General features: G+C 63.3%; 15 protein-coding genes and 2 pseudogenes. 3 read left to right on the forward strand and 14 right to left on the reverse strand.

Annotated elements, in window-relative coordinates; genetic code table 11:
* The 7 genes and pseudogenes from FHT69_RS17695 to FHT69_RS17725 form a co-directional block, all read right to left on the reverse strand.
* A pseudogene (locus tag FHT69_RS17695) lies at positions 1-237 on the reverse strand (heme lyase NrfEFG subunit NrfE); the annotation flags it as partial.
* Positions 234-731 (reverse strand): cytochrome c maturation protein CcmE, encoded by a 498-nt coding sequence (gene ccmE, locus FHT69_RS17700; protein ID WP_025570243.1) that lies wholly within the window; start codon positions 729-731, stop codon positions 234-236. The gene ccmE and the pseudogene FHT69_RS17695, both read right to left, overlap by 4 nt.
* A pseudogene (gene ccmI, locus FHT69_RS17705) lies at positions 728-1991 on the reverse strand (c-type cytochrome biogenesis protein CcmI). The gene ccmE and the pseudogene ccmI overlap by 4 nt, the downstream one beginning before the upstream one ends.
* 50 nt (positions 1992-2041) lie before the next feature.
* Complete coding sequence (locus FHT69_RS17710; protein WP_025554682.1) at positions 2042-2464, reverse strand: membrane protein; 423 nt, start codon at positions 2462-2464, stop codon at positions 2042-2044.
* Between the two features lie 118 nt (positions 2465-2582).
* Positions 2583-3986, reverse strand: a complete 1404-nt coding sequence (locus FHT69_RS17715) for a sensor histidine kinase (RefSeq protein WP_025554680.1) — start codon at positions 3984-3986, stop codon at positions 2583-2585.
* The gene (locus FHT69_RS17720; protein ID WP_018241306.1) at positions 3976-4647 is read right to left on the reverse strand and encodes a response regulator transcription factor; all 672 of its coding nucleotides are present in this window, start codon (positions 4645-4647) and stop codon (positions 3976-3978) included. Before FHT69_RS17720 ends, FHT69_RS17715 begins: the two co-directional genes overlap by 11 nt.
* Before the next feature lie 54 nt (positions 4648-4701).
* Positions 4702-4950 (reverse strand): hypothetical protein, encoded by a 249-nt coding sequence (locus tag FHT69_RS17725; RefSeq protein WP_025554677.1) that lies wholly within the window; start codon positions 4948-4950, stop codon positions 4702-4704.
* A gap of 521 nt (positions 4951-5471) precedes the next feature.
* On the opposite strand from FHT69_RS17725, the gene FHT69_RS17730 reads away from it, so the two are divergent.
* Positions 5472-6695, forward strand: coding sequence for an MFS transporter (locus FHT69_RS17730; RefSeq protein ID WP_183905739.1), 1224 nt, complete (start codon positions 5472-5474; stop codon positions 6693-6695).
* Between the two features lie 282 nt (positions 6696-6977).
* On the opposite strand, the gene FHT69_RS17735 is transcribed toward FHT69_RS17730, so the two are convergent.
* Together FHT69_RS17735 and FHT69_RS17740 are read right to left on the reverse strand one after the other, a co-directional pair.
* The gene (locus tag FHT69_RS17735; protein WP_003546748.1) at positions 6978-7283 is read right to left on the reverse strand and encodes a Dabb family protein; all 306 of its coding nucleotides are present in this window, start codon (positions 7281-7283) and stop codon (positions 6978-6980) included.
* Between the two features lie 51 nt (positions 7284-7334).
* Positions 7335-8039, reverse strand: coding sequence for a hypothetical protein (locus tag FHT69_RS17740; RefSeq protein ID WP_183905740.1), 705 nt, complete (start codon positions 8037-8039; stop codon positions 7335-7337).
* A 156-nt stretch (positions 8040-8195) separates the two neighbouring features.
* On the opposite strand from FHT69_RS17740, the gene FHT69_RS34570 reads away from it, so the two are divergent.
* The gene (locus tag FHT69_RS34570; protein WP_280178068.1) at positions 8196-8327 is read left to right on the forward strand and encodes a hypothetical protein; all 132 of its coding nucleotides are present in this window, start codon (positions 8196-8198) and stop codon (positions 8325-8327) included.
* A 120-nt stretch (positions 8328-8447) separates the two neighbouring features.
* On the opposite strand, the gene FHT69_RS17745 is transcribed toward FHT69_RS34570, so the two are convergent.
* From FHT69_RS17745 to FHT69_RS17760, 4 genes are all read right to left on the reverse strand, one after another.
* A complete protein-coding gene (locus FHT69_RS17745; RefSeq protein WP_183905741.1) occupies positions 8448-9005 on the reverse strand; it encodes a TetR/AcrR family transcriptional regulator in 558 nt (185 codons plus the stop codon).
* 22 nt (positions 9006-9027) lie between these two features.
* Entirely contained in the window at positions 9028-9489 is a 462-nt protein-coding gene (locus FHT69_RS17750) for a DUF1348 family protein (protein WP_097542680.1), read from the reverse strand.
* Between the two features lie 112 nt (positions 9490-9601).
* A complete protein-coding gene (locus tag FHT69_RS17755; RefSeq protein WP_097542681.1) occupies positions 9602-10534 on the reverse strand; it encodes a pyridoxamine 5'-phosphate oxidase family protein in 933 nt (310 codons plus the stop codon).
* Positions 10535-10594: 60 nt separating this feature from the next.
* Positions 10595-11206 (reverse strand): glutathione S-transferase family protein, encoded by a 612-nt coding sequence (locus FHT69_RS17760; protein ID WP_063476677.1) that lies wholly within the window; start codon positions 11204-11206, stop codon positions 10595-10597.
* A 143-nt stretch (positions 11207-11349) separates the two neighbouring features.
* On the opposite strand from FHT69_RS17760, the gene FHT69_RS17765 reads away from it, so the two are divergent.
* Entirely contained in the window at positions 11350-12276 is a 927-nt protein-coding gene (locus FHT69_RS17765) for a LysR substrate-binding domain-containing protein (protein WP_025554896.1), read from the forward strand.
* Here FHT69_RS17765 and FHT69_RS17770 read toward each other — a convergent pair.
* Positions 12246-12614, reverse strand: coding sequence for a DUF983 domain-containing protein (locus FHT69_RS17770; protein WP_025554894.1), 369 nt, complete (start codon positions 12612-12614; stop codon positions 12246-12248). The genes FHT69_RS17765 and FHT69_RS17770 overlap by 31 nt on opposite strands.
* Positions 12615-12619: the final 5 nt, after the last annotated feature.

A 12619-nucleotide genomic window follows, 5' to 3' on the forward strand; every position in this document is an offset into this window, starting at 1 on the left:
CACCAGCGAATGCGAATTCTCCCAGACGTTCTCGACCGAGAAATCCGAGACGACATGGGCATAGGTCAGCACGCCGAAGGCGAAGGCCACCAGCGCGAACATCGCCAGCGAGCCGATCGTCGCCACATCCATCATCGCCCGGTCGTGACGACGGGCGCCGATCACCGGCACGATGGAGAGGATGAGCGCCGTGGCCAGCGCCAGCACCAGCGCGTAATGGCCGATCTCGATGATCATGGCGTCGCCTTCACTTCCTGGCCCTGAGCTTGCTTGCCCGGAACGTCCTCGCCTTGCCCTTCCTTCCACAGCCCCTGCTGCTTCAGCCGGTCGGCCACATCCTTCGGCATATAGGTCTCGTCATGCTTGGCAAGCACGGTATCGGCGACGAAGACATTCGTTCCCGGCGTAAACATGCCTTCGGTGACGACGCCCTGGCCCTCGCGGAAGAGATCGGGAAGGATGCCGGTATATCTCACCTTGACGGCATTGGCGCTGGCGTCGGTGACGGCAAATTCCACCGTCGAGCCGGTGCCGCGCACGACGCTGCCCTCGCCGACCAGGCCGCCGAGCCGGATGCGGGTTTGCGGCGCCACCGGCGTCTTCGCCAGATCGGCCGGCATGTAGAAATAGGCGACCGACTGGCTGAAGGCGAACATGACCAGCAGCACGGCGGCGGCAATGAAGCCCATGCCGCCGGCGATCACCGCCAGGCGCTTCTGCTTGCGCGTCATTGCGCCATTCCTTCCGTTGCTATGCCGAGTTCCCGGGCAAGCGCCAGCAGTTGTCGGCCTTGCTCTCCGGCCGGCGGAAAGGCTGCAAGCCCGCGCTTCAGCGCGCCGGCAGCACGATCCCTATCGTTCAATACGGCGTAAGAGCGGACGAGCCGCATCCATCCCTCGAAATTGTTCGGATCCTCGCTGAGCTTGGCATCGAGGCTTTCGACCATGCCGCGGATCATCTGTTGCCGGTCGCCGGCGTTCATGGTCTCGGCGGCTGCAACATCCTGCTGCGTGGGATTGCCCGGGGCAGCCGAAACGGCGCCCGGGGCAGCCGGATTGGCGCCCGGGGCAGCCGGATTGGCGCCCGGGGCAGCCGGATTGGCGCCCGGGGCAGCCGGATTGGCGCCCGGATTAACAGCTACCTGCGCGCCGCCGTTCTTGGCGATGTGTTGGTTGACCAGCGGCAGCCAGGGCGCATCGGGCGGCGATTGCTTCGCCAGCGCCTCGAAGGCCTGGCGCGCCTCATCGGGCCGTCCCGCCTGCTCGCTGCTGAGAGCGATGTAGAAGCGGGCGCGCGGATTGTCAGGCTCCAGCGTCAGCGACTGTTCCAGCACCTGGCGCGCCTCCTCCGTCACCACGCCGTCGGAGACCGCCATCAGCGTCTCGGCAAGGCCGTCGAGCCGGACCGGGCTCGGGCCGAGAAGCCGGATGGCATTGCGGTAGGCCACTTGCGCATCGTTGACGCGCATCGTGCGGAAATAGATCGGCGCCAGCACGTCCCAGCCCTTGCCGTCATCGGGCTTCTCGGCCAGGTGCCGTTCGGCCTTGGTGATCAGCACCGCCACATCGTTGCCGGGGTTTTCCAGCCGCGCTTCCAGCGGCTGCGAGGGCAGGTCCGGCCTGCCCGTCGCCAAGTAAAGACAGAGCCCGAGAACCGGCAGAACCAGGAGGACGAAGGCCTCGGTGAAACGGTGATGCCGTGCGGGTTTCGGCGTCTCAACCGGTTCGTCGGCAGAGACGGCGATCAGCCGGCGGCCGATTTCCGCCCTGGCGTAGTCTGCCTCCTCCGGGGTGATCAGCCCGCCACTGAGGTCGCGGTCGAGTTCACGCAGCTGGTCGCGATAGACTGCCGCCTCGCCCGCACGGATATTTTCCGCCGCCTTCGCTCCGCGCAGAAGGGGGTAGAGCAGGATGACGGCGACGACTGCCGTCAAAACGGCAACGAGAATCCAGAACAGCATACCGGCCCAAATACGTGAAGCGCGCCTTCATTCCAACTGCCAAAGCCGGAATGACGAAGATTTGAGGCTATAAGCCGCAATTCAGAGCGGCGACCAGCTGCCGTCCTCGTTGCGGCAGGCAGCGCCTCGCGCCACGGTGTCCTTGCCGTCGACGGTCAGCGTATGGGTATATTGCCGGCAGTTCTGCGAACCGACCTGATAGGGTGCGGCCGCGACGACCTTGCCGGTGACATCCTTGCCTGTCCACAGCACCGGTTGGCCGACGGCGGCGCCTTCCAGCGCCCGATATTCCGCCTCGAGCGCCCGCTGCTTGTCGCTATCGTTCAAGTTCACCCCGCTGCGGCCGACGATGCCGCCCTGCAGCGCGGTGATGAAGGTGGCCGATGCCGGGGGTTTGCCTGAAAAAATGCCGCGCGAAGCAGCGCTCTTCGTCGTCGTGCAGCCGGACAGCGCAACGGCGACGAGAAGAGCGGAAACGATCATGCCTTGCGAGCGTAAAATCATTGCGTCGAACCACGATCAGGGGTCAATTTCAGCCGATCGAAGTGCAGCGTCCCCGTGTCAGCATTAAGGCAAAGCATGCTATACATTTGCCAGTATCTTTGTGACATCAAGTAGTTGCTCATGCAACATCCTTTGTGATGCCGGGCAGGATAAGCTTCGCCTTCAACCCGCCCCATTCGCCGCGGGAAAGCTCGAGCCGTCCCTGATACTCGCTGGAAATCTCGGTGACGATCGAAAGCCCGAGCCCGGTTCCGGGCTTGCTCTCGTCGAGCCTGCGGCCGCGCTTCAGCGCCTCGCGGATCTGGTCCGGCTCCAGGCCCGGCCCGTCATCCTCGACGGCGAGCTCCACCCAGTGGCGGCGTGCGCTGGCCTCCGCTCCCTTGACGTCGTCGCCGGCCTCGACGGCCGAAAGCCGCACCCTGCTTTTGGCAAAACGCGCCGCATTCTCCAGGAGATTGCCGACAGTCTCCTCGAGATCCTGCTGCTCCATGGCGACGGCCAGATGCGGCGGCGAGACGACGAGATCGAATTCGGTATCGACGTTCAGCCGGCGCATAACGCGCACCAGCCGCTCCAGCGCCGGCTCGGCATCGGTGCGGGCGAGCACGGATTCGCGCTGCGCGGCGATGCGGGCCCGATTGAGATAGGACTGCACCTGCCCCTGCATCGATTCCGCCTGGCTGCGCACCAGCTCGCCATGGGATTTTTCCAGCACGCGCGCCTCGTTCAAAAGCACGGCGATCGGCGTTTTCAGCGAATGGGCGAGATTGCCGACCTGCATGCGGGCCCGCTCGACGATACGGCGGTTGCTGTCGATCAGCGCGTTCACCTCGTTGGCGAGCGGCAGGATCTCGCGCGGGAAGTCACCTTTCAGCTGCTCGCTCTCGCCGGCACGGATGCGCTCCAGTGCGGCGCGTGCCTTGTCGAGCGGCTTCAGGCCGTAGAGAATCGCCAGCGCGTTGACGATCAGGCTGCCGACGCCGAAACCGGCAAGCGCCAGATAGAGGCTATGGGAAAAGGTGCGCACGTCGTCCTCGACGACATCGACATTGCCGGTGACGCGGACGCGTGCTGCGCGCCCGTCGGTATCGAGCACGACTTCGGTTTCGGCCACCTGCACGCGGTTTCCGGAGGCATCCGTCACCTGGTAGTAGCGCTCGTAATTCTTGTCGAAGGGCGCTTCGACCACCGAGGGAACCGGAATGAGCGCCGAGCCGAGTGACGGCGACACCAGCGGTGCCGTCGTATAGGTGCCAAGCGGTTCCACCACCCAGTACCAGCCGGTCTTCGGCTGGGCAAATCGCAAATCGCCGAGCTGCGGGCTGCCGCTGAGCGCGCCCTGATCGCCGATCGTCACCGAATTGATGACGTTATAAAGCTGCGCCCGCAACAGATCCTGAAAACCGCGTTCGGCGCTCTTGCGGTAAAGGGTGGAGATCAACAGGCCGATCACGACGAGCGCCACCGTCGACCAGACTGTGGTCAGCAGCAACACACGTGCGGTGAGCGACTTAATTCGCATGTTTCGGCGCTTGGATGCGGTAGCCGAGACCGCGCACCGTTTCGATCAGGTCGACGCCCATTTTCTTGCGCAGGCGGCCGACGAAGACTTCGATCGTGTTGGAATCGCGGTCGAAATCCTGGTCGTACATGTGCTCGACCAGCTCGGTGCGCGAGACGACCTCGCCCATGTGATGCATGAGATAGGCGAGCAGGCGATATTCGTGCGAGGTCAGCTTCAGCGTCGTGCCGTTGACCGTCGCCTTCGAGGATTTGGTATCGAGCCGCACCGGGCCGCAGATGATCTCGGATGAGGAATGCCCGGCCGCACGCCGGATCAGCGCCCGAATGCGGGCCAGCACTTCCTCGACATGGAAGGGCTTGGTGACGTAGTCGTCGGCGCCGGCGTCGATGCCGGCGACCTTGTCGCTCCAGCGGTCTCGCGCCGTCAGGATCAGCACCGGCACGCCGCGGCCGGCGCCGCGCCATTTTTCCAGAACGGTGACCCCGTCCATCTCCGGAAGGCCGATATCGAGGATGATGGCGTCATAGGGTTCGGTGTCGCCGAGGAAATGGCCCTCCTCGCCGTCGAACGCCTGGTCGACGACATAGCCCGCCTCCTTCAGCGTGTCGGCCAGCTGCCGGTTCAGATTAACGTCGTCTTCGACTACCAGGATGCGCATCGGTTCGCCTTCGTCCGCTTGAAATCATCAATGTCCTGAATAAGCCGATTCCGCTTACATCGGAACCTTTACCGTCACTTTGCGTGGACGCTGCCCATTGCCCTGTACAAGAACGGTGATGATGCAGGTATCGCCCACCGGTTGCACGGACAGGAGCTGGCCGCCCGTCTGCTCGACGACCTGGGCTGCGGCGGCGCTGCAATCGCCTGCCACGCGCAGGACAAGGGTGCTCGTGGCGTCCGATGAGGGCGCCGATACCACCAGTCCGGCGGCCAATGCTGCGACGCTCAGAGGAAAGGCCATGTGTTATGCTTTCAAGGTAATGCCAACTTGTTCCGAATATGTACTCACGTGACCTGAATGGCAAATGAATGCGCTGTAATGCAGGGCGTTTAGAACTGTTCTCGACTGTTCGGGACAGCCGGTTTCAGCACCTGGAAACCACCGCCGCGGCAAGCTCCGACGGCCTTGCCCACGCTTGAAAATGATGCCCTCCGGCCTTGGGATCCACCCATTCTTCATCACCTCTCCCAAAGGCGCGGAGCCGGCAGCCCCCTCCACAGCCATTGTCTGCGAATCAGCCGCGCCGTTCCGATTCCGGCCGACGGCAGCCGGGATAGACCGGCCGATGTCCGCGCGCTTCAGCCCGCATCGGGTCGTCCTGAAATTGTACCGATGTTTCGTGTCATTCATGTCATCATTCCATCTTTTCGCCCGATCGGGGAAAGGCGCAGATGGCGCGGCGGAATGCCGATCGCCGCTTTCGCCGGCTGGTTGAAACTGTTATGTCCTTGCTGCTCCCCATTTCAGGCCGCTCCGCACCAATGCCAAAATCCTCCCGCTTCCGCTCGGCGCAGACGGTCACCGTGCTTGCCGTGACCCAGTTGATCGGCTGGGGCACGACTTTCGACATGCTGGGTGTCATGGGCCGCGTCGTGGCGCCTGCTCTCGGCCTACCGAACGAGGTGGCGTTTGCCGGCCTGACGATCATGATGATGGTCAGCGCCATTGCCGGCCCCGTGACCGGCCGCTGGCTCGGCCGCTACGGCGCCGCCCGCGTGCTTTCGGCCGCCTCGCTGACCTTTGCGCTTGGCCTGCTGCTGCTTGCCGCCGCAAACGGCATCGTGCTCTATGCCTGCGCCTGGGTCGTCATCGGCATCGGCGGCGCGTTCGGCCTGTCGGCGCCGGCCTATACCGCCGTCGTCGAGCGCGAAGGGGTAAACGGCAAACGCGTCATCGCCATCCTGATGCTGTTCACCGGACTATCGAGCGCCATCTTCTGGCCGATCCTCAGCCTGCTCAACGAGGCGGTCGGCTGGCGGCTCACCTTTCTCGTCTGCGCGGCGCTGCAATTCTTCGTCTGCCTGCCACTGCATCTTTTCGCCCTGCCGAAACCGATCGTAGCGCAAGCCGAAGGCAGCACGGCCGAAATCGCTCCGGTACCGCTCACCAAGGCGGCGCGGCGCAAGGCCTTCCTGCTGATTGCCGCGGCGACGACGATCACGACCTTCATCACCTTCGGCATCTCGCCATCGCTGCTCGAAATCTTCCGCCAGTCCGGCGCCTCACCGGCCTTCGCGCTACAGCTCGGCTCAGCGCGCGGCGTCCTCGGCATCTCGGCGCGTTTCCTCGACATGCTGCTCGGCCGGCGCGGCAATCCCATGCTCAGTGCGGTCATGGGCATCGCGCTGATGCTGATCAGTTTCCTGACGATGCTGGTCGCCAGTCCGTCGGCGCCGCTGCTCATCACCTTCGTGCTGCTCTACGGCTTCGGCGCCGGCGTCATGACCGTCGCCCGCGCGCTTCTACCGCTGGCGCTGTTCTCGCCGGGCGAATATGGCCTGCAATCGGCCCGGCTGTCGCTGCCGCAAAACCTCGCCAATGCCATCGCCCCCGTCGTCTTCACCGCCATCCTCGACCGCGCCGGCACCGGCCCGGCACTTTTTGCCTGCGCCGCTCTCGCGGCATTGTCACTGGCCTTCATATTGATGCTGATGGGGCTGGTGCGCGGCGCCCACGCATCGCAGCCAAGTCCGGTCGCTCCCTGAGAGCCCAGCCCGTAAAATCAGCCATTCTTAATCTGTCTTGATTATCATCGACATCGGGACGAGAGCACCTTTGCGTCACCCAACGCGACCGCTGCAGCGATCTGGCGATGAACCGGCCGCCGCTTTTGGCGAATCTTTTGAATCGGTTGCCGTCGCCTTTTCGAAAATTGAATCCGGTGGCTCAGAAGTTGAGTCAGATTCAGGGCGATGCGAATCCGGATGGCTTCTCATCCACTTGAAATTTCAACGAAATGTGGCTCGGCCGCCGGCTGCCTGGGGAAATCAGAGCGGTCGCGTCACCGCCGTGCGGCTGTCGTAGTCGGCGGCAATGCGCTTTTCCCGGAGCGGCCGCACGCGATCGATCGAGAGCTGATAATCGGGATGGGCCTTGTAGGCGGCAAGGGCCGCCTCGTCGTCGAATTCGCCGTAGACCACGAGATCGATCTCGGTGCCCAGCTGATCGGTCTTCACATTGGTGCCGATTTCCAAAAGCCGCGCATGCGGAATGCCGGTCAGTATGGAAAGCCCGGCCCTCACCTCCTGCAGATGTTCCTCCTGCACGGTGAAGAAGACGATATGGCGGATCACGCGCAAGCTCCTGTCAGATTTGTCAAAATGATGCAGCGACCTTGGCGCATCCTATCGGACACGCGGCGCTCCAGATCTCAGCCGGGCGATAACATGCGCGCCCCAGGCCTTCAACCGCGCGCGCATGCCATGCGCAGCATCGGGACGTATCGCCGCATCGAAGGCCATGGCATAGGCTGCGAGCTTTTCCGCCCGGTCGGTACCATTGACGATGCGGCGCGCATTCACCCAGTCCGCGGTCGTCGCGTTCAGGTGATCGGCAAGCTTGTGGCCGGTAAAGCTGCCCTGCAGCATGCCTTCGATCAGGATCGTCACCGCCGCGTCCATCTCCATCGCGCGGTCGGGATCGGCAACGAGGTCGATGCCTGTCAGCACGCTCATCGCCTGATAATTCCGCTTATGGGTGAGTTGCACCAGACCGCGACCGAGCCAGCTGCGGCCATCCTCATCCGGCCGCCAATAGGGCGTCTTTACCCAGGAAAGCCGGCCCGCGGCAAAGGCCGTCTCCAGGATCTCGACCGCGCGCCCATCGCTATCGGCCAGCGTCTCCCGGACCGGCTGCATCGTGTAGGCGGTCTCGTGGTAAGCGGTTGCGAGGATATAGGCGAGCCAGCGCCGGTCGGCATCGGCAAACCGCCTTTCCCAGGCGTCGAGAATCGCCGTGATGCCCACTACCTGAGGCTGCGTCAGCTCTCCCTTGAAGAGTTCGCGCCGCACAGTATCGAAAAAGAAGGCCCGATCCATGTGGACAACCATTCCGCGCTTCCCATAAATTTCATGGTTAAAACCGTCTTAATCGATTAAAATCTATTTAATCGTTTAAAGTGTTTAAGCCACTGATTTACACACCTTTTGTCTTGTGCAATGCATCTTCCTGCCCTGAAGCCTTACCACGAAAAGAGGAGACTTCCGATGCAGATGCCCGCCAATGCCCCGACCACCATTCCCCAGCACGTTGTCGACCAGATGGAAAACGAATGGCGCCAGATTCGCCCTGAACGGGAAAATACGCGCCCGGCCCAACAGCCTCAACAACAACGCTGATATACGCAAAGCGATACCGATGTAAGCTCGAGCGCCACCGCGCCCGATCAATGCCCCGGCCAGTCAATCGTGGCCGGGCGAATTTTCACAGTTGCCATAACGTCCCGATGGCCTGACTCATCACAGCACAGCATCAAGCCGTTTCGCCAGCGTTTCCAGCGATCGGGTGAAAACTGCTGTATTATCAAGCGCGCGCGACAGCACCAGCGCGCCTTGAATGCCCGCGACGGCCTCCTCGGCGAGCGCCAACGCCTCTTCCTCCGGACAGCCAGCCCGCATCAGCGCCGAGCGCAAGGCGCCGACCCAGCGGATGAAATAGTTGCCGATCGCTGCTGAAAACCGTTCCCGGGTCTCATCGAGCGCAAAGGCGCCGACGAGGCAGATGCGGCGGCCGGAGCGGAAATAATCGTTCGCATTCGCCCACATCGCCGCGATCGCCTGATGGGCGTCGTCCTCTCTCAGCGGCCGATAGATCGCATGTTCGAACCAGGCATCGACCTCGGTGAGCACGGCGCCCGCCATCTCCTCCTTGCCGCCGGGAAAGAAGTGATAAAGGCTTCCCTTGCCGATGCCGGTGCGTTCGGTGATGCGGCTGAGCGACGTGCCCTCATAGCCGAGCTCGCGGAAGATTTCGGCGAGCAGCGGTACGATGTCGGCGCGTTCGTAGAGGGTCTTCACCGGCGGGCTTTCCTGGTTCGCTCTAGAGACCGAGTTCGCTCAGGCCCGGATGGTCGTCCGGCCGTCGGCCGAGCGGCCAATGATATTTGCGTTCCGATTCCCGGATCGGCAGATCGTTGATGCAGGCGAAGCGGCGCTGCATCAGGCCGGCGGCGTCGAACTCCCAGTTCTCGTTGCCATAGGAGCGGAACCAGTTGCCGCTGTCGTCATGCCATTCATAGGCAAAGCGCACGGCGATGCGATGATCGGTGAAGGCCCATACCTCCTTGATCAGCCGGTAATCCAGCTCCTTTGCCCATTTGCGGGTGAGGAAGGCGACGATCTCGGCGCGGCCGGTGATGAACTCGGCGCGGTTCCGCCAGCGGCTGTCCGGCGTGTAGACAAGCGAGACGCGCTCGGGATCACGGCTGTTCCAGCCGTCCTCGGCGAGACGGACTTTCTGGGTGGCGGTCTCAAGGGTGAAGGGCGGGACGAGGCTGGACATAGGTTCTCCTGGACAAGGGGTTCTCCTGGACAAGGAGCTCTCCGGTACTGAATGGTTTCATTGTACCGATCGGTACAATGATTGGCAAGGTGGGGCGAAACGGTGTTTCCCCTCATAGGTCGCGAGGCAGGCTCCAGCGCAGCGGCAGGGCATCCGGGCGGAACACGACCGCTTCGGGGGTGAAACGCCACAGCCGTTCCGCCCGTGGAAAGGCGGTAATCTCAGGGGACTCCAGCAGCACCTCGGCTCTTCCCGTCATCTGCAGCATGTCGCCGGTTGCGAAATCGACGAAGGCCAACCCCGCCTTCGGATTGACGAGGAAATTGCCGAGCGTGTTGAAGAACCGATTGCCGGGAAAATCGGGAATGGTCAGCACGCCATCGGCGCCGACATCGATAAAGCCGGCGTAGCCGCCGCGATGCGACACGTCCACCTGCCGTTCACCATTGTTGCGATCGACATAGGAGGCGACAAAGAACGTATCGGCTCCCTCGACCATCCGCCGCGCCCGATCGTCGAGCTGGCCGGAATGAAGCGGCGGTATCGCTGTGGCCAGATCGGGATCGCGGACAAAGGCGGAAGAGCGAGGCTGGATATATTGCGGGCAATTGCCGAAACTCTGGCCGACGCGCACGTGGAAAGTTCCGGCATCCGCCCTGCGGATCACACCGTTCAGCCGATTGCGCCGCCGGGTCTCGAGCTGGATGCCGAGCATCGCGATCGCATCGCCATCCTCCATGCCGGCGTCGGCAGGATCGGCCGGGTCGCGCGCCAGGCTGACATCAAGGATCTCCGGCTCCGGCGAGACCAAGAAACCCGGGTGCCCAGCCCGCACCGTCGCCCAGACGTCGCCCTTGGCATCAACCGCGCCGAGCACGATAAAGGGCAGCATCGGAAAGAAGGCGCGGTGCTGCTCCGGCATGGCCTTGCGGAGGAAATTGCGTCCCGGCCCGTCCATGCGCTCGACGACGCCGACGCTGCGCTGCATGGCGAGTTCACCTTCATGCCAGGGTGACGGCGCGTCCTGTCTTGTCTGCTCCAGCATCACGGGTCTCCTTGCGGGCATGGTTCGGGAAACCGGGACGGTGATCCGCCCCGGAGGATCTTATGCGGCAAGGCCGATCTTGGTCTTGCGAAAGCCGACGAAGCCCGGCAGCGCCTCGATGCGCGCAAGCCAGGCACGGACGTTTGGATAGGCCGAGATATCGACATTGCCCTCCGGCGCATTGGCAATGTAGCTGTAGAGCGCGATGTCCGCGATCACAGGATTGCCGCCGAGCAGGAAATTGCGGCCGTCGAGTTCCGCCTCGATCAGCGCCAGAATGCGATGCGCCCGGGCGATCACCTCGTCGGTGCGGAAGTCGGCGCCGAAGACGGTGACCAGGCGTGCAGCACATGGCCCGTAGGCGATCTCGCCTGCCGCAACCGAGAGCCATTTCTGTATCCGCGCCGCGGCCACCGCCTCTTCCGGCAGCCAGTCAGTGCGGCCGTATTTGCGTGCGAGATAGACGAGAATGGCAGAGGAATCGGCAATGACCGTGCCATTGTCGTCAAGGACCGGCACCTGGCCAAAGGGATTGAGCTTCAGGAAACCCGGCGCCTTGTGGGCGCCCGCCGCCATGTCGACCTCGACCAGTTCATAGGGCACGCCAAGCAGCGACAGGAACAAATGGGCCCGGTGCGAATGGCCGGAAAGCGGGTGATGGTAGAGTTTCATGATGGTTCCTTTGGTCTTCCTGATCGACGGGACGCGATAGCGATGGCCGTTTCGAAACCATCTGCGGCCAATTTACTGCCTTCCATCTGACTACAGTAGAATGCTAATCTGGAAGGCATACTCCCAATTCATGGAAGGATAGGATGGACCGCCTCGACGCCATGACCGTCCTTCTCGCCGTTGTCGAACAGGGCAGCCTGTCGGCCGCCTCACGGCATCTGCGATCCCCACTCGCAACCGTCAGCCGCAAGGTTTCGGACCTGGAAGCCCATCTCAACGCCCAGCTGCTGCAGAGGAGCAACCGGAAGATCACGCTGACAGAAGCGGGCCGCTCCTATGTCGAGGCGGCGCGGGAAATTCTCGACCGGGTGGAAGAAGCGGAACGGACTGCTGCCGGCGAATACAGTGCGCCGAAAGGCGAGTTGACGATGACCGCGCCGATCGTCTTCGGGCGGCTGCATGTCCTGCCCGTCGTGGTGGATTTCCTGAAAGCCTATCCCGATATCAATCTGCAGCTAATGCTCGGCGACAGGCTGTCGAACCTCGTCGAGGATCATATCGACGTGGCGCTCCGGATCGGCAACCTGCCGGACAGCAACCTGATCGCCACAAGGCTCGGCGCGATCCGCCGCACGGTCTATGCCAGCCCCGATTATCTCTTGCGGCACGCCCTGCCCCGGCATCCAGGCGATCTCGCCGCGCATGACTGCGTCACCTTCGAGGGCATGGCCTCGGCGCTGAGCTGGACCTTCACTGAAGGGAAACGCGATCTCACCGTGCCGATCCATTCGCGGCTTGCCGTCAACACCGCCGAAGCCGCGGTCGATGCGGCTGTCGCCGGTCTCGGCATCACCCGCGTGCTCTCCTACCAGGCCGCACGCGCCGAAATGGCCGGCCTGCTGGTGCCGCTGCTTCAGGATTTCGAACCGCCGCCGGCGCCGGTGCATCTCGTCTATCCCGCACAGGGGCTGGTGCCGCTGAAATTGCGGGCGCTGCTCGATTTCGCAACGCCGCGGCTGCGCGCGACGCTGAACAAGTCTCAGGCGAGCTTGCCCTCCTCCGCCTTGTAGAAATACTGGCTGGCGACCAGCCAGCCCTTCAGTGGCCGCAGCGGCGGAATGCAGGTGGCGAGCATGAAGGGGCCGGTGACCAGAAGCTGCACCCAGATCGGCGCCGAAAAGGCCACCTCCAGCCAGACGCCAAGCAGCACGCTCGGAATGCAGGCGAAGCAGATGACGAAGAAGGCCGGGCCGTCAGCCGGATCGGCAAAGGAATAATCGAGGCCGCAGACCTCGCATTGCGGCTGCAGCGTCAGAAAGCCCTTGAACATATGCCCCTCGCCGCAACGCGGGCAGCGTCCCCTGATGCCGGTCTGTATCGGAGGAAGTGGCGGATATTCGGTGTCCATGATGA

The organism is Rhizobium sp. BK008, from assembly GCF_014197345.1.
Classification (GTDB): domain Bacteria; phylum Pseudomonadota; class Alphaproteobacteria; order Rhizobiales; family Rhizobiaceae; genus Rhizobium; species Rhizobium anhuiense.